Source organism: Paenibacillus sacheonensis, assembly GCF_009909195.1.
Classification (GTDB): Bacteria; Bacillota; Bacilli; order Paenibacillales; family Paenibacillaceae; genus Paenibacillus_Z; species Paenibacillus_Z sacheonensis.
Genome location: NZ_JAAAMU010000016.1, coordinates 132,136 through 151,492, shown reverse-complemented (window position 1 = coordinate 151,492; position 19,357 = coordinate 132,136). Strand labels below are relative to the sequence as shown.

Genomic DNA, 19,357 nt, shown 5'->3' with positions numbered 1-19,357 from the left:
TCACAGAGATATTCAGGCTTACATCCACTTCTACAACCATGAACGATTACAAGCAAAACTAAACGGCCTCAGTCCGATGGAGTACAGGACTAAGGCCGCCTAATTGACTTTATTTATTTGTACTGTCTACTTGACGGGGTGCAGTTCAGTCCTGGACTGCTGCTGTTGGATGGGAAACGCAGGGCGATCCTGTTAGTTACGGGGCTACACTTTGCACGCTCCTTCGGCAGGACTATCGTACTTGCCGAAGATATCGAGAGATGACCGATCTTTCCTTCTGTTTGCGTGAAAAAGGGAGCAGCCGCGGGAACGTTTATTCATTTGCGGCGCCGATCCTGAGCGTCAGCAGCTCCGACTCCCGCACGAGGAACCCGTCGCGGTCGGCCTCCTTCGCATCTGCCGCGGATTCGTCCAGCAATACGCGCCGCGCTTCCGTCCAAGCCATCGCTCCGTTCGTCGTGACCGCGCGTTCCTCGCCGTCGTTCCACAGCCTTACGATCCAGCCGTCCCCGTCCTCTGCCTGCTTGAGGCAGCTGACGAACGGCGATGCGTCGCGCGCGTCCGTCACCACGAGCAGCGACGCCGACGACGGCAACCGTCCGCCGTGCTGCGCGTCCGTTTCCGCGAGCAGCGGCGTGCGGTAATCTTCCGCCTTGGCCATGCATTCGCCTTGGCGCCAATCGCCTTCATGCGGAATGAGCGCATAGGAGAAGCGATGCGAGCCTTTGCATTGCCCGCCCGGCGCAGGATAGTTCGCCCCCGCCGCGGTTCCGACGCTTCCTGCGGAGCGCAGCAGCGTCAGCATCAGACGCACGCCGCCTTCGCCCTGCTCCGCCTCGTAGGCAGGCAGCCCCTGGCTCGTCAGGCATAAGCCTTCCCGTCCGTCCGAGACGTCGACGAACGATTGGAACGGCTCGTCCCGCCATTCCGGGCCGGGAAGCCCCGCTTGCCGTTCGACAACGTTGAAGTGATCGTATGCATGCACGCGATCGGAGCGAATGCCCGTTTCGAATACGGCACGCAGCATATGATCTTCGCATTCGTTATCGAACGCCACCTCGATTTCGAGCCGTTCGATATCCGCTCGCAGCATGACGAAGGTCTCGATCGTCGCGTCGCGTTCCTCTGCCGACCGCGCTCCGCCTTCCATGCCGCGCGGCAGCGACCACCTCGCCTTCGACTTGAATACGACGCGGTCGGCATACGCTTCATGCAGCTGCCATTCGGAGCCGCATGTTCGCGAATCGCGCTCGTCGCGCGTCGCCAGCTCGTGGTGATCGTACAGGTCGCCCGTCTCTTCCCGATCGGCGTAGAAGTTCAAGCCGCGATAAACCCGGCCCGTCCGCTTGTACGTCAGGTCGTACGTGCCGTCCGCGTTGAGACGGACAGCGAGCGACGCGTTCTCCATGCCGTTCCCGGCAACGCGCAGCACCGGTTCGGCATTGAACACGGCACTCTCCAAGGCACCACCTTCCCCAGTCCCGCCGCTCGTCGCAGGACGGATCCAATACGTGCGGTAACCGGTCGCCGGCACCGCCTCGGCCAGGAAATCGACCTCCAATACCGTGTACACCAGCGAATCTTCGCGCGAGTCTTCCGCGTCCTTCGAGATCACGTCCGCAAGCATCTGCGCCGTCATATAGAAGCTCTCCAGATCCTTGTTCTTATCGACGACGTGACGGATGCGCGAGGACACGACTCTTCCCGACTCGTCCACGAGCTCGTAAGCGGCATGCTTGAACCGGCGCGTCACGCGCACGAATTGGCGAACCGGGCCCGCATGAGTCCGACCCGCAGGGTTCACGATGACGAGCGCGACGGCGGAAGCGTCCTCGCAGGTCGTATCGATTGCCGGCATCAACGCGTGCAGACCGTCTTTGATCATATAACTGCCCGTATGGAGAATCTCGTCGTACCGGTTATGCATGTCGAGATGGACTTGGTCCAAGCTGCAGCCGCAGATCGAATCATGCGGGTGATTGGCGAGCAAGATACGCCACAGATTGGCTATCAGCCCCTGCGGATATTCCGCTCCGCTCGCCCATGATGCCATCGCCCATAACGGTTCCAAACTCCGCTGCAGCAAAATCTCGCAAGTGTCGTTCGACTGCTTGAGCGGCATATGCGAGGACAGCGTGCCCACGAGATCCATCAAGGACGTCGACGAGCCGCGCATTTCCCCCGCATATTGCTGCATGACGACTGCTTGCCCCGCAACGGCGTTCAGGTAGTCTTCCGGCGTGCCGTAGACGATCTCATAATGGTCCTGGTTGGCGTTCAAATAATCGATCAACCCCGGCAGGGAGGCTCGCGCCTCCATATGGTCGATGCCGACGGAGAAGTGCAGGACGCCCGTCGCCGCCCTGGCGCCCTGCCCGGCCGCTTCCCGCATGAACGTCTCCAGCATCGCCGCCGGATCGGGGTTCAGCGAATCCGGTAACCCGATATCCGTCCAGATATCCGGATAGCTCAAGAAGATGCCGTGGCTGTAGCCGTGATTGGCCGCCAGAACGGAAGAACCCGCAGGTCCTTGCCACTCGAATTCATAGAAGCTTAACGACTCGTCCCACGTCGGCCGGCCGCGGCCGAACGTAGCAAGCCGAATGCCGAACCCGTTCAGCAGCATCGGCAGGCTCGCCAAGCTGCCGAACGAGTCCGGTACGTACCCGAGCATCATCGGACGGCCGCCCATTCGGCGAACCTCCGCCATGCCGACAAGCAGATTCCGGATCATGGACTCGCCGTTCTCGAGGAACTGGTCCGCGAGCACGTACCAAGGACCGGCGATTAGCCGGCCCTCCGCGAGCAACGATTCGATTTGCTTCCTCTTCTCCGGGCGAACGGTCAAGTAATCCTCGAGCACGATCGCCTGGCCGTCGAGCAGAAAATGATAATCCGGGCGCTCCGCCATGATCGTCAGCAGGTTATCGACGAGCCGCACCCACCGGACTTGAAATTGCCCCTTCGTCATGACCCATTCCCGGTCCCAATGCGTCGTCGGCGTAACGAATACCTTCTGTTTGGCCATCTTTTATCCCGCCCTCTCGTCCAGTCTCTAATAGATCTCGATCTCCGCAAGCTGCATGCGGTAGTTGTTGCCATCCCCCGCATTCGGGCGCAAGCTCGTCCCCGTGACCTTCACGTACCTTGCCGTCATCGGCGCGATCGCGAACGATTGCACCGCGTTGCCCGGCAAGGCGTAGTTCGACACCGTAGCCACTGTCGTCCAATTGACGTTGTCCGTCGACGTCTGCACGTTGAACGCGATCGGGAAGCCCTGACCAACGTTGCCGCTGTCGTTACGCGGGTACAGATCCAATCTCGAGACGGCATGGGAAGTCCCCATGTCCAGCTTCACGTATTCGGAATGATTCACGGTCAACGAGGCGTCGCTCGTCCAACCGACCGAGCCGCTGCCCGAGTTAAGCAGCCCGTCGTTCAGGCGACTGCGTCCCCAATCGCCGCTTTCGCCCGAGCTCGATGCCGTTACCGTCGCTCCGAACGCCAGATTGCCGAGACGGCGGATGTATTCCTTCGTCATGTTCCAATACATCGCGTTGTCCATGACGCCGGACTTGTTCAACCACTTCTCCGTCAGGCCGGTCACTTGCGACGTGTCCGTGACCGCGACGGCCGTTTCTTCCGCGTATTCGTTATACGAATTAACCATGACGATTTGCGGTTTGGGATTCTTCTGCATGACGCGATCCCAAGCTTTCGCGGTATAGTAATCGCCGTTCGCCCGCGAAATCGGCGTATACGTCGCTTGGTTCGGATTATGGCCCGGCATGACGACCATGACCTCGTCGTTCGCGATCGTGCCCGATGCCGGCGTATACCAGCCGTAATCGCCGGACGGCGTGCCGCCTTCGGAATACCGGATCGTGAACTTGCTCGAATTCGTCTTATCGCCGGTCCAATTCAACCAGGCGTTGCGCTCCGCCGCTCCCGCGTGAAGAACGAGCAGCGGCTTGCCGTTCAGGTAGTAATAGTTCTTCGTCCCGCCGTTCGCCGTGTTGACGAATTGTTTCCACGCTTCGCCCGCTTCGAACTCGACGCTTTGCGGATCGTGCGTATACTGCAGATCGCCGATCGCGAGCGCGTATTTCAGGCTGCGGTTGCCCGTCGTGCTGTTCCATGCATTGATCCGGGACGATAGCGTAACAGCGCGGTCGTAGATGTAGCCGTCGTCCACATAAAGTCCGTTCGTCTCGTCCAGCAGCAGGAAGTCGACGCCCGCCGAGGACATCGCGGCGATATGCTCGTCGATGACCGGCACTTCGTTGCTGTCGTATTGCCTGTACGTACCCAGCGTCAGCGGCAAGTATTTCATGTTCCACGCCGCCCACGTGTCGTGCAGGTTCTTCTTGAAGTAATGATAAGGCTCGACCGACCACGTGCCCGTCGCGTTGTTGAACGCTACCGTCGCTTTCCAACCGTAGGCGTCACCTGAGAGATTGCCTTGGAAAAGCTTGCTCGCGTTGTAGCCGAATCCGGAATTCATGACGACGGACCCCGTAGCCAGGCTCTTCGACGATTTTAAATACGTCAAACCGTACAAGTCGCCGTTCAACCCGTCCCCGTTCTGGTCGAAGTTGAAGTAGACGAACGCGTCGGCGAACCCGTCCCCGTTCGCGTCCGACACCAGCTGCTTCGAGGAGCCGTAGCCATGGCCGGAGGCCCAGGCGTAGTACGGCTGGAAGCCCGTACCCGTTGACGGCGCAACGAACCAGCTGCCGGAATTGGCGATATAGATGATGGCGTCTTGCTTGCCGTCGCCGTTGACGTCGGCCATGAATTGATTGCTCGAGCCTACGCCGTGACCCGCGATCCACTGCGAGTAAGCGGAGAAGGCGCTTCCCGTCGATAACGCCGCGTACCACGTGCCGTTGCTGGCGAAATACACGACGGAATCGCTCCTGCCGTCCCCGTTCACGTCAGCCATGAACTGATTACCCGATCCTACGCCATGGCCCGTAATCCAGCTGGAGGATGCGCCGAAACCGTTTCCATTCGATAACGCGACTTTCCATGCGCCCGTCGCCCCGTCGAACGCGACGGCGTCCAGCTTGCCGTCGCCGTTCTCGTCCGCGAGGAATTGATTCGTCGAGCCCGTTCCATGCCCGGTCGCCCATACCGTCGGCGCGCCGAAGCCGTTGCCGTTCGAGAGCGCCGCGCTCCACTTGCCCGTCGCGCCGTCGAAGACGATCGCGTCGTCCTTGCCATCGCCGTTCACGTCGCCGAGCAGCTGATTCGTGCTGCCGGCGCCGAAGCCCGTGCTCCATGTCGGCGCGACGGACGGTTTCTTGGCGTACCACGTGCTGTACCACATGCCGACCGTCGGTTTCGCGGCATCCGCGGATGCCGGGCTTGCAATCGTTCCGAGCGCGAATGCGGACAGCGCCGCGACGGACGAGATGAAGCGTTTTGCTTGCTTGGACCTGGACCTGGATTGGGACTTGGACATGGAAGAATGACCTCCTCTAATGTAGAAAGGAAATGAAGCAGGCAGCAACGGCGCGATTCGGACGTTAGCCTTTGACCGAACCCGCCGTAATGCCGCTGATGATGCTCTTCTGCATGAACACGTAGAAGATGAGGATCGGCAGCATGCCGAGCACGAACATTGGCAGCAGCGCGCTCCAGTCGGTAGAGAAGATGCCGACGTTCGCATAGATCATGCGGGTGATCGTGAAGTACTTCGGCGATACGATAAACAGGATTTGCACGAAGAAATCGTTCCAGAAGGCGACGGATTGAATGATGATGACCGTGCCCGTCACCGGCCAAAGCAGCGGGAAGCAGATGCTGACGAACGTCCGGAACACGGACGCCCCGTCGATCTTGGCCGCTTCCTCAAGTTGATAGGGAATCGTGCGGATGAAGCTATAGTACAGGAACACCACGAACGCGATGTTGGTGAAGACGAAGACGAGAATGACGCCGAGCAGCGTATTCATGAGGTGCATTTTCACGAAAATCTTGAACAACGGGACGATCGCCATTTGAAAAGGCACGATGATCGACGAGATGAAGAGATAGTAGACGAGCCTATGAAACTTCGTGTTTCGGCGAACGAGCGTGTAGGCTGCCGAAGATCCGATGAGCACGATCAGGATGACCGCGCCGGCCGTCGTGATCAGGTTGTTCAAAAATACATGCCCGTATTTCATATCGTGAAACGCCTTGGTATACGCGCCGAAAGACAAGCTCTTCAGATCGAAGCTCATCGGCCGGGCGACGACGTCCGCAGGCGGCTTCAGCGTGTTAATGATCAAGTAATAAAACGGAATGAGGACGATAAGCGCCGCAACCCATAGTCCCAATTCGAGCAGGATCGTTCCTCCGCGGGACGACTTCGACGATGTTCTTCTCATGCGATGTTATCCTCCCTCTTGGAAAAGAAACGAAGCTGGACGAGCGAAATGAGCAGGATGACGACGAGCATGACGACAGACAGGGCGGAGGCGTATGCGTACTTGTTCTCCGAGAAGCCGTAGTTCATGATGGAGAACGTGATCGATTCCGTAGCGTAGCCAGGACCGCCGTTCGTCAGCGCGAGAATTTGGTCGTATACCTTGAAGCCGCCGATCGTCGACAGCAAAACGTTGATCGTCATGGCCGGGGCAAGGAATTTAAACGTAATGTGCCAGAACGCCTGAAACTTGCCGGCGCCGTCGATCTTGACGGATTCGTACAGCTCGGCGGGAATGCTCTGCAAGTTGGCCAAGTAGATAATCATCGCCCATCCCGTCGTCTGCCAGACGGCCACGAAGATGACCGATTTCATCGCGAGACTCGGATCGCCTAGCCAGTTGTTGGGCAAGAAGCCGATGCCAAGCTGATGGATCAGATGATTCAGCAAGCCGTCGTCGCTCGAGGACAGTATGAACGACCACAGGAAGCCGATGATCAGCCCGCTGAAGCACCATGGCATGAAGTAGACCATCCGCAGCAAGAACTTCGTCTTCAGCTTGGCGTTCAGCGCGACGGCGAGCGGAATGGCGAGCACGTTCTGCAGGAGCGTCGAGCACACGGCAAAGTAGACCGTGTTCTTGATCGAAGCGATGACATGCTCGTCCTTGAAGACGTTGACGTAGTTCCGCAAGCCGACGAACGAATAGTCCAGCTTGTTCACGCTGTAATTGGTGAAACTGTAGAAGATAGACTGAATCGATGGATATAGGAAAAAGATGACGAACCCGATCAGCGCGGGAAGCAGCAAGAGCTCGTATTGCAGCGTCACCTTTATTTTTTCTCGTTTGAACATTGCCGCGGCCACTCCTTCCGGTCTTTGCTTGTCTCTATGTCGCGATTGCCCTTGTTTGCGATGGTCGTAAGAAAGTCTCGCGCTTAAAAAGCAAAGGGAGGACGGTATCGCAATACCGCCCTCCCTCTGGAACTGCCGAATGCTTGGGAGTCCGAGTTATTGCAGGTCTTTTAATTGCTCGGCGACGTAATCGTCGATGACTTTCAAACCTTGATCGACCGTTTTCCTGCCCGCGACGATTTCTTGGCTCGTTTTGAACCAATTTCTGACGAAGTTCTCACCGTTGATTTTCTTGAAGCCTTCCCACGGGGAGTACGTTCTGCCGGCACCGAGCGTATCTTGCAGTCCGGACAGGGACGGATCGAGTCCTCCCGCAGTGCCTTTGATTACCGGTCCGCCGTGCGTAACCGCGATCCACTGCGCGTCGCCTTCGGGGCTTGCGATGTAATCGAGCACACGAAGCGCTTCGTCGATATGCTTGGAGTGCGCGTTCACGCCTCCGCCGCCCGCTACGCCGCCGATTGCCCACTGCTCTTGGCCTTCGGCCGCCGAAGGGTACGGGAAGATGTTGAAGTCGAAGTCGGGCGCTTTCTTGTGCATATCGGCAACTTGCCAGCTGCCCATGCTGATCATGGCGCTCTTGCCGTTCAGGAACTCGTTGACCATATCGTCGACCGACATGCCGAACGCGTCCGTGCCGATGATGCCTTGTTTCACGGCTTCGTAGAACTTGTCCAGTCCGGTCTTCCAGCTCGCGGAATACGTCTTCTTGCCCGCTTCGACGTCCGGCTCGATAATCGCGCCGGTGGAGAGCACGACCCCGAGCGCCATCTTGCCGATAACGTCGCCGTCCTTGTCCCCCACGCCGAGCGGCTTGATGCCGGCAGCCTTCAGCTTGGCGGAGACGGCGAGGAACTCGTCCCATGTTTTCGGAATTTCGATGCCATTGTCGGCGAAAATCTTCTTGTTGTACATGATGCCTTGGAACCATGTTTCGAACGGCACGGAGAAGATCGAGCCGTCGGCCTGCGTCGTCGCCAGCTTCGCGCCGTCGCTGAGACGGTCGATGAACGGTTGGTCGTTCAGTTTATACGCGTAGCCGTTCTTAAAGAAGTCGACGTTCATCGGCGCGATATCCGGGCCTTCGCCTGCGGCGAATTGCGAGTTCAGCACCTTGTTCGCTTGCGCGTTATCCATAAACACGAGCTGCAGGTCGATATCGGGGTTCTTCGCCTCGAACGACTTCTCCAAGTCGGCGAACAGGTTCGGGTTATATTGAACGACCATCGTAACCGGTACTTTTTCTTTCGGTTCGTTGCTAGCGCTTTCAGAATTCGCGTTCGTATTCGCCGCGTTGTTGCCGGCCGCCGTATTCCCGTTGTCGCTCTTTCCGCAAGCGGCAAGGACAAGCGAAAGCGCGAGAATGCCGGACATGGCCGCAGCCGTTTTTCTGTTCATTGCAAGTTCCCCCTCTGGAATCTGTTTAGAGGGACGGCCAAGGAGCTCTTCTTGCGCCGCCTTCTAATGCTTTCATCATACCTCCGCCGGACGGGGTTGATAATCTCGAAACGTTTGGATCGATGTTCAAATATTCAGGTATTCGCGTTCCCGCTCCCGGCGGGAATCGGAAAGCCGATCGTCAGGACCGTCCCCTCGCCGGGACGCGATTCGATGCGCAGGAAGGCACGATCGCCGTGCAGCAGCTGCAGCCGGTCGCGGACGTTACGAAGCCCGATGCTCTTCGCCGCAGGCATCTCGCCCTCGAGCATCGCCGTCACCCACGCCAACCGTTCCTCGGACATCCCCTCGCCGTTGTCCGATACGCGTATGAGGATTCTTTCTTCGTCTGCCGCTGCACCGGTCCGAGCCCCGGCTGGCGTTCTGGTTTCGGCTGCGGTGCCGGTTTCGGCTGCGGTTTCGGGCTCGATCCCCGCTCCGGCCTCTAATTCGACCTCCACGCGGATATAACCGCCCGTGCGCAACGCGTCCAACCCGTGAATCAAGGCATTTTCGACGAGCGGCTGCACGAGCAGCTTGGGGACGGGCGTCCGACGCACGCTCGCCTCGGCCTCGATCGCGTAGTCGAACCGCTTCGCGTTGCGGCTCTGCTGAATCTGCAGATAAGACGCGAGATATTGCAGCTCGTCGTCCACGCGAACGATATCTCCGCTATCGTAAAGCACGTAATCGAACAGCCTGCCGAGGCTCTCGATCGTCGTTTCGAGCTCTCTCGTGCGGTCGAGTACCGCCATCGCATGCAGCGACTGCAGCGTATTGTTCAGGAAATGCGGGTTGATTTTCGCCTGAAGGGCGGACAGTTCCGCTTCCTGCTGCTTGATCTTCGCGATGTAATTCTCGTTGATTAATTGATTCAGTTGCTGAGCCATGCGATCGAAGTGCCTGCCGAGCATGCCGACCTCGTCGTTCCCCTCCGCCGGCGCGAGAGCGGATTCGTTGCCCCGGCTGAGCGCATCCATTCGCTTCTTCAGCCGAATCAGCCCCTTGGTGATCTGCGACGAGACGAACACCGAGATCGCGGCCGCGAGCAGAATCGCCGCCGCGATCGTGAGCAGCGCCGTGAAGCGAACGTCGCCCGCCACTTGCGCGATCTTCGTCATCTTGGTCGAAATGACGGTCTTCCACCCCGTCACCGCGGACGTCGAATAGACGACGAGCGAAGATACCCCGCCGCCCTTGACCGTATACGTCCCGTTCTCGCTCGCCCCGAGACGGGACAACTGTTCGGCTGCGTATTGGCCGCCGATCGACCGCTCGTCGCGATTGGCGATAATGCGGCCGCCCTTGTCGACGATGGAGATGTCCTGGTCGTCGCCGAGCCCGATCCGCCCGAACAGGTTCGTGATTTTCCGCAAATCGATATCGATCATGATCTCCCCTTCGGGTTCGCCTTGCTTCTGAGGGTCGCGAACGGGGATGATGACCGAGACGACGTTCGTCGTCATGCCGTCGTAATAATAGTCGTTCCGGTGGGGCCCGACGAACGACGCTTTGACGAGCGGGCTAACGCCTTCCGCGAACCACGCCTTGTCATCGAAATCGTAATCCTTGCGGGAGGAGCTGTTCTTATCATAGATGGCGCGTCCTTGCCTGATCACGAGAATGTTGTCCACGTAGGGAATCATGTACGTATATTGAATGAGGATATTTTGCAAATTCTCGTTATAGCGGATTTGGTCGTAGTAACTGGAATCGTAATGCTCCACCGAGTCGATCAACGTGCGGTTGTTCGCCGTCAATTGGATGATCGTCTTGATTTCTTGAAAATAGGAGTCGATGTTCAAGCTCGACTGCGCAATCGTCTGCTTGGCGGCGCTCTCCATTTCGTTGCGGATCACGCGTTCGGAGATGTTGTAGATGACGGTTCCTTGGACGACGAGCAGGAAGACGGCCATCAGGGAAAAAGCGAGCGCGATCTTGCGCTTCAGCAGCAAGTCCCGGTAACCCGTCCGAATGCGATCCAGGACGCGCCTCATTGCGCAAACCCCGCTATCGCCGCTTTATATTCCGCCGGCGTGCAGCCGACCGTTTGCTTGAACATTTTTCCGAAATGGCTCGGGTTGTGGTAGCCGATCGCCTGTCCGATCTCGTACGCGTTCAACGTCGTCTTCTCCAGCATTTCCTTCGCTTTCTCCACGCGCAAGCCAGTCAAGTAATCCCAGAACGACGCACCCGTCTTCTTCTTGAAGTACGAGGAGAAATACGCTTTGTTGTACCCGGCGAATTCGGCGACATGCTGCAGCGTAATGTCTTCTCCGATATGTGCCTGGCAGTATTGCTTGATCTTGGCAATCGTCAGATCGTCGGGCGACGCGGCGGCATCCTTGGCGGTAACGGCCGCTTCCTCGAGCTTCACCGCCATCCATGCTTGCAGCTCGGCTGCCGTCTCGAACTTCTCCGGCGTCTCCGCATCGCCCCTGCGCGGCGCTTGTCCCTGCACGCGGGCGAGCAATTGGCGGCAAGCGCGAACCACGGCTTCCCTATCGCCTTGCCCCGATGCCCGGAAGCGCTCGAATCCGCGCGCGAGCAGCATTCTGGCCTCGGCCTGCTTACCCAGCATCAACGCCTCCGTCAGTTTGGACGACTCGAACGGATCGGCCGGAAGCTCGTCTTCGCCCGCGCCCTCGGCGTGCACGTAGATCGCCGCCTCGCCCGCGAAATACATCCGCTGCGATGCCTTCCTCGCTTCCTCGTAGCCTCTTGGAAGCTCGGCGGAAGAACCGAGCGGGGAACTCACGCCGACGTTGGCGACGACCTCCAGCCCTTCTTCGATCTCCCGGCGGATGGTATTCCACCTCGCTTCTGTCTCGCGCCCGGCGGTTCCATTGCATGCGTCCGTATACACGAGCGCGAGACGGCTGACGTCATCGTACACCAGCAACGCGCCGAACTTCGCTAAGGCCGGCCGCTTCTCCCACGCGCGCAGTTTCGCTTCGAATGCGCTTCGTTCATCGGGCGTAAGCTCGGAAGGCAGCGACAAATCGATAGCGAGCACGTAATAGACAAGACCGGAATCGGCTTCTTCCGATTGACCGGAAACGGACCCGCTTGCCAGCTCCCACTGATACCCGGTCGTCAAACTGTGGTACATGCTCTTCTTGAGCAGCGTCTCCCGCTCGTAGGCTTGCCGGCGCTCTTGCGCGATGACCTCCATGACCGAAGCCAGCGCGGACGTCAACCGCTGTTCGTTGAACGGTTTCACCAAATAATCCTGCGCGCCGAGACGAATCGCTTCGCTCGCGTATTCGAAATCCTTATAGCCGCTCATGAACAGCACCTTGCTGCGGCAGCCGCGCCGTTTCAATTCTTCGATGAACGCGAGGCCGGTCATGCCGGGCATGCGAATGTCGGTAAGGATAATGTCCGGACGTCGCTCGGTCACGAATTCCAGCGCGTCGGCCGGCGAGCACGAATCGATCGTTTTCTCGAGCGGCAGCCCGCTGCGCTCGATCATTTTGTACAGCGCCAAGACGATGTTCTCGTCGTCATCCAAGATAAACACGTTCATCGCAATGGATCACCCTCAAATTTTGTCGAATAATGTCTAATTGTAAACGATTCCACGTTTGTTACAAGCGTAAAATAAACCCGATCGCTAATTTTCGGCCGAGGGCGAAACTACGTATTTAGTAAACGCATAAAAAGCCCGGCTCCAAACCCTAACTGAGAGCGAGCTCAGTTTACGGATTGAACAGCCCCCCTATGGGTTCTGCGCCCATGCGACAAGCAAAAAAAACCGCGGCGATCCCCGCGCCCCAGCCCGATCGGCTGCCGGCGCGGGATCGCCGCGGAAGTTCCGCGTCGCCCGAGCGATTCGTTTTCATGCATAACTAGTCAATAATACTCGCATATCATGAGCGCGTTGCCATCGCAGTCCCGAAACGCGAACGACGCATGGTCGCCGTGCCGTTCCAAGGGACCGACGTCTACGCCGCGGTCGGCTAGCATGCCTCGCGCCGCTTCGATGTCCGGCGTATCGAACGCGAACGTCGCGCGCTCCGCCGGCTGCGCTGCCTCGTCCTTAAACAGGTGCATGACATAGCGGCCGTCGAGACCGAGCTCGACGAAATCGTTCTGGCCGTAACCTCTCAGCTCCAGGCCGAGCTTCTCGCAATACCAGGCGCTGGCATGATCCAGATCCCGGACATAGTGCATCACGCCGATCAGGCCATTCTTAATGAGCGGCTTCATGGGCTTCCCCCGCTTTCGTCGATTCGATTCGTCCTGCTTAGCTATGCATTACCCCGATTCGGTCAAGCTTACACGTGCTTCTTCGGACCGGGCACGATACCATGCAGCCGTTCGACCGCTCTGGCCGTGCCGGCCTTCTGCTCTTCCAATCCTTCATATTCGACGCTCATCCAGCCCATATAGCCGATGCCGTCCAAGCGGGACACGATATCGGCTACGCCGGCATCGCCTTCCGTCGGCACGACGCCGAGATAGGAAGCTTTGCCGCTCAGCGTGCCGTACGAACCTGCGGCGCCATCTTCGGCGCGCTTGAAATCCTTCGCGTGCACATGCGAGATGAACGGCCCGAGCTCTTGGAAGGAAGGGCCCGGCTCCTGATCGACGAGCAGGAAATTGCCCATGTCGAACGTGCTCCGAAGCGCCGGCGAATCCACCTGCTCGATCAGCTCCTTCACCTGCTCGCTTCGGCCCGCGAATACGCCGTGGTTCTCCAGGCAGAGGATGATTTCCCTGCTTTGCGCGTAGGCCGCCGCTTCCAGCAGACCTTCCACGATCCATACTTTGCCTTGCTCGTAGGCGATGCCGTCCTTGGCATCGCCGGCAAACACGCGAACGACGCGCGCGCCGAGCAGCGCAGCGGCATCGACCGACTTCTTGATATCTTCGAGCGCGGCCGTCCGCTCTTCCTTCGACGGGCGGGCGAAGTCGTTGCAGGCGCCGAAGCAGGCCAGCTTCAGCCCGGTCCTCGCCAGCGCCTCCCGAACCTCCGGCACGTCGGTCTCCGGCTTCCAGAAAATGCTCAGCAGCTCGACGCCCTGCGCGCCGATGCTTGCCGCGTAATCGATGAAATCCGCATTGCTCCACGATCCGTCCTGCAGATACTTGTGGCAGCTCCATACGCTTACCGCAATCTTCATCGCTTGCTCCCCCTCTCCGGGCACCTTAGCGGTACCGTTTAATGAAAGCTACCGCCTTGCGGATATCTTCCTCCGGCTGATGGCCGACTTCCCGCTCGATCGTCAAGTACCCTTTGTAGCCGATGCTCTGGAGCGCCGCGAAATACGCATCGAAATCGACGACGCCTTCGCCGAGCGGCAGCTCCGCGAAGTCCGGTCCGCCGGACGCCATCTCGGCGATATGCTCGTGCGACATCTTCTCGTAGCCGAGGAAGCCGTACACCTGGCGAGGGTCGACGACGCGCAGCCGCTTGCCGTCTTTTACATGCGTATGCACGATATAATCCTTCAGCGTAATGACGCCTTGCACGGGATCGTCCCCGGTCACCATGACCATGTTCGCCGGATCGAAATTAACGGATACGCCGTTCGTGCCGAGCGTATCCAGGAAGCTCTTCAGATGGGCCGCAGGCTCCGGTCCCGTCTCGATCGCAAAATAAGCGTTCATGCTCTTCGCGTATTGCCCGAGCTCTTCGCAGGCGCTCTGCATGGCGGCATACACGGCGCTGTTCCGGTCATCCGGCACGATGCCGATATGCGTCGTCACGACGTCCGTTCCGAGCTCGACCGCAAGGTCCAGAATCCGTTTGGATTTCTCGATCTTGGCCGGGTTCGCCGCCGCGTCCTGGAAGCCGTGGCCGCCGAGGTCGCCGCAGAGCGCCGCGATGTCGAGGCCCAGTCCGCCAATGTAACCGCGCAGCTCTCTGCGAGCCGCTTGATCCAAGTTCGCGGGGTCCATCTCGCCCGACACCGCGTAGATCTGCACGCCTTCCGCGCCGACGTCCTTCGCCTTCAGCAGTCCTTCGCGCACGCCGACGCCGAAGCTGTCTACGATAACGCCGATTTTATTGATCAATGGATTGCTCATGTGATCTCAACCTTCCTTATTCTCAAATTACCCGCGCCCCGCCGGGAACAAACGCCCTGTTTTTCCCTGGCCGCATCGGCGATTCGTACCGCTGGCATTAGCTGGCATTAATCAATTCGGTCTGATGCTTATTAATCAAAATGAATTTCCGTGCCCTTCGCCGCCGATTCGTAAATCGCGCTCAGCATGCGCGTCACTTCGAGCCCGTCTTCCACCGGACTGAGCGTCTCGACGCGGCCGAGACAGCTGCCGGCGAAATGCGCGATCTCCCTGCCGAACGCCTCGCTCGCGTCGAAGCTCGTATGATCGATTTGAGGCGTCGAGTTGACGATCGTATCGTACTTCTCGGACATGACGACGAGCGCCGGCTCGACCTCCGCGCCGCCCTTGTCGCCGTACAGCTTAATGTACAGCTCATCCTTCGCCGCATGCAGCGTGAAGCTCACGTCGACGAGCAGCGATGCGCCGTTCTCGAAGCGAATGACCGCGTTGGCCGCATCCTCTACGTCATTGCGTGACGCATCGTAGTCGGCCGCTTTATAGAAGGAGAGATTTTGGACATTGGCGCGGTTGCCGAGGTTCCGGTACGTGTTCCCGCTGATGCTCTTCACCTTCGGGCGGCCCATCAGGTACCAGCAAAGATCGATGATATGTACGCCAAGATCGATCAGCGGCCCGCCGCCCGAACGGCTCGAGTCCGAGAACCAGCCGCCCGGATTGCCGAGCCGGCGAAGGCAGGAAGCTTTGGCATAATAGATCTCGCCGAGCTCTCCCGCGTCAATGAACCGTTTCAATACGTCAACGCTGCCCGCGTAACGTCTTACGAAGCCGACCTGCAGGATTTTGCCCGAACGCCGCACGGCCTCCTGCACCTTCTCGGCTTCCTCGACCGTTTTGCACATCGGTTTCTCGCACAGCACATGCTTGCCGGCTTCCAGCGCCGCGATGCTAATCTCCGCATGGGTATTGTTCCACGTGCAGATGCTGACCGCGTCGATGCTCGGATCTGCCAGCAGCTCCCGATAATTCGTATAGACTTGCTCCGCCCCGTACTTGGCCGCCGCTGCCTTCGCCCGCTCCTCGTTCAAGTCGCAAACAGCCGCGATTACCGTATCCGAACATTGCTTGTACGCCTCCAAATGCAGGCCGGATATCGACCCCGCGCCAATGACGCCGATGCGCAGTTTCTTTCCCTCTGTCGACATGATAAACATGCTCCCTTCCCTTTGGGCGCCATGCCCGATATAATGGCCTTGCATGACAATTATAATTAAACCTTCCTATACCTTATCACGATGATACCAAGGGGAGAATGCACATCATGCCAACCTATATGGATTATATGATCAGTCCGCTCCCGATTCGTCTCTATGACAATGTCATCGATTTGAAGAAGCTCCGGGTGCAGTCCCTTCTCCTTCGGGGCGCCGGCCATTTGCCGGGCCGTATCATGCAGCGCAAGGACGCGAAATTCGATTATTGGGCGTTCGTCTATATCGGCGCGGGACGGGGCTATTTTCAGGCGGGGGACGGCCAGCGGCAGACCGTGGAAGCCGGGTCGTTGTTCTGCCTATACCCCGGCGAGGTGTTCCAATACGGTCCGGAGGACGAGGGGTTCTGGGACGAGTATTATTTCTCGCTGGAGGGCACCCGGATCCAGGAGTGGCTGGCGAGCTGGTACGAGCAGCCGGAGACCGTCAAGCACGTCGGAACGGAAGAAAGCTTCTTCAGCAAAATCGAGCTTATCTTCGGGCTGCTCGGAAGCGGCGTTCCGGCGAATCAGGACCGTGCGGCGCTGGCGCTGGAATCGATGCTTTTCGATATGTCGCTGCGCTTCCGTCAGCCGGAGACGAGCAGCAGCAGGACGCTGTTCATCCACCAGCTGCTCGATGACCTGGGAGCCACCGCCTACGGCAAGTCCAGCGCGGGCGAAATCGCTGCCAGGCACCATATATCCATCCCTACCCTGCGCCGGATCGTGCACGATTATACCGGGTACCCGCTCGGCGAATTCGTTCATCGCCTGAAGATCGCGGAGGCGAAGAAGCTGCTGCTGAACACCGACAAGACGGTGATGGAAATCGCAGGGCTGCTGGGCTATTCCGATATGTTCTATTTCTCGCGGCTGTTCAAGAAATTAACGGATGCCGCGCCGACGATGTACCGGTCGCAGATGGGGTAGCGTTCGCCTTGGTCGCGGCCGGCTGGCGTAAATCGCAACCAAATGCTCTATGCAGCCTATGGGAACCTTGCTATAGTAATATCCATGTCGTTATTCCCATTATCTGTGAGGAGTGTTAGTTTGAAGAAAATCAGTGCGTTTGTTCTCGCAGCCCTGCTGCTCCTGATGGCTTTCTCGGGCATGGCTTCCGCCGCAGCCCCGGCGAAACCGCCCATTACCGTATGGGTCGGCACCCAGAAGATCGCGTTCGACGCGCCGCCGCTGATCGCGAACAGCACCACCTACGTCGAGTTCAAAGCCTTGTTCAAGGCGCTCGGCTTCGAGATCGCCTACGATGCGAAGAGCAAGACGATCACAGGCGCGTCGAACGGCGTCTCTCTCGTCTTGAACGCCGCGACCGGAGCCGCTTCCGTGAACGGACAGGCTTCGGCGAAGCCCGTCAAGCTGATCGTAAAGGCTGGCCGCACGCTCGTGCCGCTTCGTTACGTTGGGGAAGCGACGGGCATGAACGTGAATTGGAACGCCGCGGCTCGGAAAATCACGATCAGCGCCAAAGCGCCGACCGCCGCCGAAGTGAAGGAACTGCAGGCTTTGCTCGCGCAAATGGACCTTGTCGACTCGGCGGGCGATCTGAACGGCTTCCTCTCGTTCCTCGTTCCGAACACGCCGCTCTATGATGCAATCAAAGCGCAGGGCGCGCCGAAAGCGGGCGACCCCGTCGTCAGCACGATGTCGAAGCTCCTGGACATCCAGGACTTCACGCCGTATTCGGCGAACGTCACGGTCAGCCAGCACGCGGCCAAAGTAAGCGGAGGCTTCTACCTGGACAACGACTGCGTCATCCAGTTGGGACTGCAGCGCGGTCAAGACAAGCATTGGAAGGTTCGTTCGATCGGTTTGCTTCAATTCGATTACGTGAACACGGATAACGTGCTGAACCATGAAGCGGACGTTCCGGCGGAGGACAAGGCTGCGATTCTTGCGGTAATCGACAAGCAGGCGCAGGCTTCCACCGACGAGGATCTCGATGCTTACCGGGCGACGATCGATCCGCAAGCGCCGAATGTAGATCAATCGTTGGAGACGGTCAAGCAATTATTCGACGTGTACGATCTCAAATACACCACAGAGATCGCCCGGATCGTCGATTTTACGGACAACGAGGCGGTCATCTACGTCGTGCAGACGATCGAGAAACTCAAGGGTCCGGACTACCCGAACAGCCGCGCCTTCATGGCCGTAACCTTCCGCAAGACGGAAGACGGGCAATGGATCGACGAGGGCACGGGCAAGCTCATTAAAGTCGACCCGCTTCCGAACGTTTAGGGAACGATTCGCGCGTATCCCTCGGCCCTCTAATCGAACAGCCCGCCCTCCGGTCTAGGAAGGGCGGGCTGTTATGCTATTGGCATTCTGAGTAAGACAGGCGCTCTCTTCAGTCGCGTTCGACCAAATTACGCTGCAGGTAATGTTCGAGCGTATTGGATATATCGAATACCGTATGCGCAAGATCGTAGTTCTCGAAGGCATGCTCGCAGCGCGCCTGATACGCGACCGCCGTCTCGTACTGGTCCATTCGGAACCGGACGATGTCGGAATCGACTCCCGCTTCCTGCTGGCGATCCTGCACCGTCCGCCTGTCGGCGTAGATGAACAGCCGGATGACCTGATCGCCGTACTGCTCCTTCAGCAGTTCTGCCCCTTCGGTGTTGAGAATAAGGAAAACGCTTCCGTTCTGCAATAAGCTTTGTTCGATATCCATGCCGCGCACCCCGTAGTGATTGCCGTTCATGCAGATGCTCTCGATGAAGTCGCCCGCGCGGTCGAACTGTTCGTACAGCTCCGGCGATATGAAGTGGTAATCCTGGCCGTTCGCTTCGCCGGGACGCGGTTTGCGAGTCGCGTACGAAAGCACTTTGGCAATGCCGAGCGTGGCGCCCACACTGTCGGCAACCGTCTTGCGCCCAGAGCCGTCCGGACCTGTAAATACGAAAATCAGCTTGCGATCCAGCTGTTCGTTCATCGTCTCAGCCTCCTGAATCGGTCGATTGTCGATCGTCGTTCTGCGAGTCTGATCCATCCGGAAATGCAGCATTCATCTGCTTCGGAGCGAATAACCGCGCAGATGGCAATCATCGATGTTCCCCGTATTCCAGCGCTGTTTCTATCAATTATACCGCATGTCGCGAAATGCCAGCAATATCCAAACCTTGTACGGCTTGACTATTTCGAAATGATCGGATATATTTTATAAAAACATATGTTCGTGATTCACTTGCGTCGGAAGCACCCGTAAGTAAAGGCTCATTATGCCTTTCTTGCGGGTTTTTTGCGTTTTCCGGCGGCGACTCACGGCGAAGGAGGAATTTTGT

15 protein-coding genes are annotated in these 19,357 nt (G+C 58.6%); 3 read left to right on the top strand and 12 right to left on the bottom strand.

Features of this window, described 5'->3' with window-relative positions; all coding sequences use genetic code 11:
- Positions 1 to 10 precede the first annotated feature (10 nt).
- Complete coding sequence (locus GT003_RS24520; protein WP_428842605.1) at positions 11 to 103, top strand: IS3 family transposase; 93 nt, start codon at positions 11 to 13, stop codon at positions 101 to 103.
- 210 nt (positions 104 to 313) lie between these two features.
- Here the strand turns inward: GT003_RS24520 and GT003_RS24515 are convergent, their stop codons facing one another.
- The 11 genes from GT003_RS24515 to GT003_RS24465 form a co-directional block, all read right to left on the bottom strand.
- Positions 314 to 3,028 carry an alpha-mannosidase gene (locus GT003_RS24515; RefSeq protein ID WP_161702882.1) on the bottom strand — a complete coding sequence of 905 codons (2,715 nt, stop codon included), beginning with the start codon at positions 3,026 to 3,028 and terminating at the stop codon, positions 314 to 316.
- Positions 3,029 to 3,055: 27 nt separating this feature from the next.
- Positions 3,056 to 5,467, bottom strand: a complete 2,412-nt coding sequence (locus tag GT003_RS24510) for a discoidin domain-containing protein (protein ID WP_161702880.1) — start codon at positions 5,465 to 5,467, stop codon at positions 3,056 to 3,058.
- A 64-nt stretch (positions 5,468 to 5,531) separates the two neighbouring features.
- Positions 5,532 to 6,377: a carbohydrate ABC transporter permease gene (locus GT003_RS24505; RefSeq protein ID WP_161702878.1), complete on the bottom strand. Its 846-nt coding sequence runs from the start codon at positions 6,375 to 6,377 to the stop codon at positions 5,532 to 5,534.
- On the bottom strand, positions 6,374 to 7,270 hold the full coding sequence (locus tag GT003_RS24500; protein ID WP_161702876.1) for a carbohydrate ABC transporter permease: 897 nt from the start codon (positions 7,268 to 7,270) through the stop codon (positions 6,374 to 6,376). Before GT003_RS24500 ends, GT003_RS24505 begins: the two co-directional genes overlap by 4 nt.
- Positions 7,271 to 7,426: 156 nt before the next feature.
- Complete coding sequence (locus GT003_RS24495) at positions 7,427 to 8,728, bottom strand: ABC transporter substrate-binding protein (protein ID WP_161702874.1); 1,302 nt, start codon at positions 8,726 to 8,728, stop codon at positions 7,427 to 7,429.
- A gap of 134 nt (positions 8,729 to 8,862) precedes the next feature.
- Positions 8,863 to 10,764, bottom strand: coding sequence for a cache domain-containing sensor histidine kinase (locus GT003_RS24490; RefSeq protein WP_161702872.1), 1,902 nt, complete (start codon positions 10,762 to 10,764; stop codon positions 8,863 to 8,865).
- A complete protein-coding gene (locus tag GT003_RS24485; protein ID WP_161702870.1) occupies positions 10,761 to 12,296 on the bottom strand; it encodes a response regulator in 1,536 nt (511 codons plus the stop codon). The genes GT003_RS24490 and GT003_RS24485 overlap by 4 nt, the downstream gene beginning before the upstream one ends.
- A gap of 326 nt (positions 12,297 to 12,622) precedes the next feature.
- On the bottom strand, positions 12,623 to 12,979 hold the full coding sequence (locus tag GT003_RS24480; RefSeq protein ID WP_161702868.1) for a VOC family protein: 357 nt from the start codon (positions 12,977 to 12,979) through the stop codon (positions 12,623 to 12,625).
- Positions 12,980 to 13,047: 68 nt separating this feature from the next.
- On the bottom strand, positions 13,048 to 13,896 hold the full coding sequence (locus tag GT003_RS24475) for a sugar phosphate isomerase/epimerase family protein (RefSeq protein ID WP_161702866.1): 849 nt from the start codon (positions 13,894 to 13,896) through the stop codon (positions 13,048 to 13,050).
- 25 nt (positions 13,897 to 13,921) lie between these two features.
- Complete coding sequence (locus GT003_RS24470; RefSeq protein WP_161702864.1) at positions 13,922 to 14,803, bottom strand: sugar phosphate isomerase/epimerase family protein; 882 nt, start codon at positions 14,801 to 14,803, stop codon at positions 13,922 to 13,924.
- A 131-nt stretch (positions 14,804 to 14,934) separates the two neighbouring features.
- Entirely contained in the window at positions 14,935 to 16,008 is a 1,074-nt protein-coding gene (locus GT003_RS24465) for a Gfo/Idh/MocA family protein (protein WP_161702862.1), read from the bottom strand.
- 116 nt (positions 16,009 to 16,124) lie between these two features.
- Here GT003_RS24465 and GT003_RS24460 point away from each other — a divergent pair, with 116 nt between their 5' ends.
- On the top strand, positions 16,125 to 16,985 hold the full coding sequence (locus GT003_RS24460; RefSeq protein ID WP_161702860.1) for a helix-turn-helix domain-containing protein: 861 nt from the start codon (positions 16,125 to 16,127) through the stop codon (positions 16,983 to 16,985).
- 120 nt (positions 16,986 to 17,105) lie between these two features.
- On the top strand, positions 17,106 to 18,311 hold the full coding sequence (locus tag GT003_RS24455) for a copper amine oxidase N-terminal domain-containing protein (protein ID WP_161702857.1): 1,206 nt from the start codon (positions 17,106 to 17,108) through the stop codon (positions 18,309 to 18,311).
- A gap of 109 nt (positions 18,312 to 18,420) precedes the next feature.
- Here the strand turns inward: GT003_RS24455 and GT003_RS24450 are convergent, their stop codons facing one another.
- Positions 18,421 to 19,008, bottom strand: coding sequence for a guanylate kinase (locus tag GT003_RS24450; RefSeq protein WP_161702855.1), 588 nt, complete (start codon positions 19,006 to 19,008; stop codon positions 18,421 to 18,423).
- Positions 19,009 to 19,357: the final 349 nt, after the last annotated feature.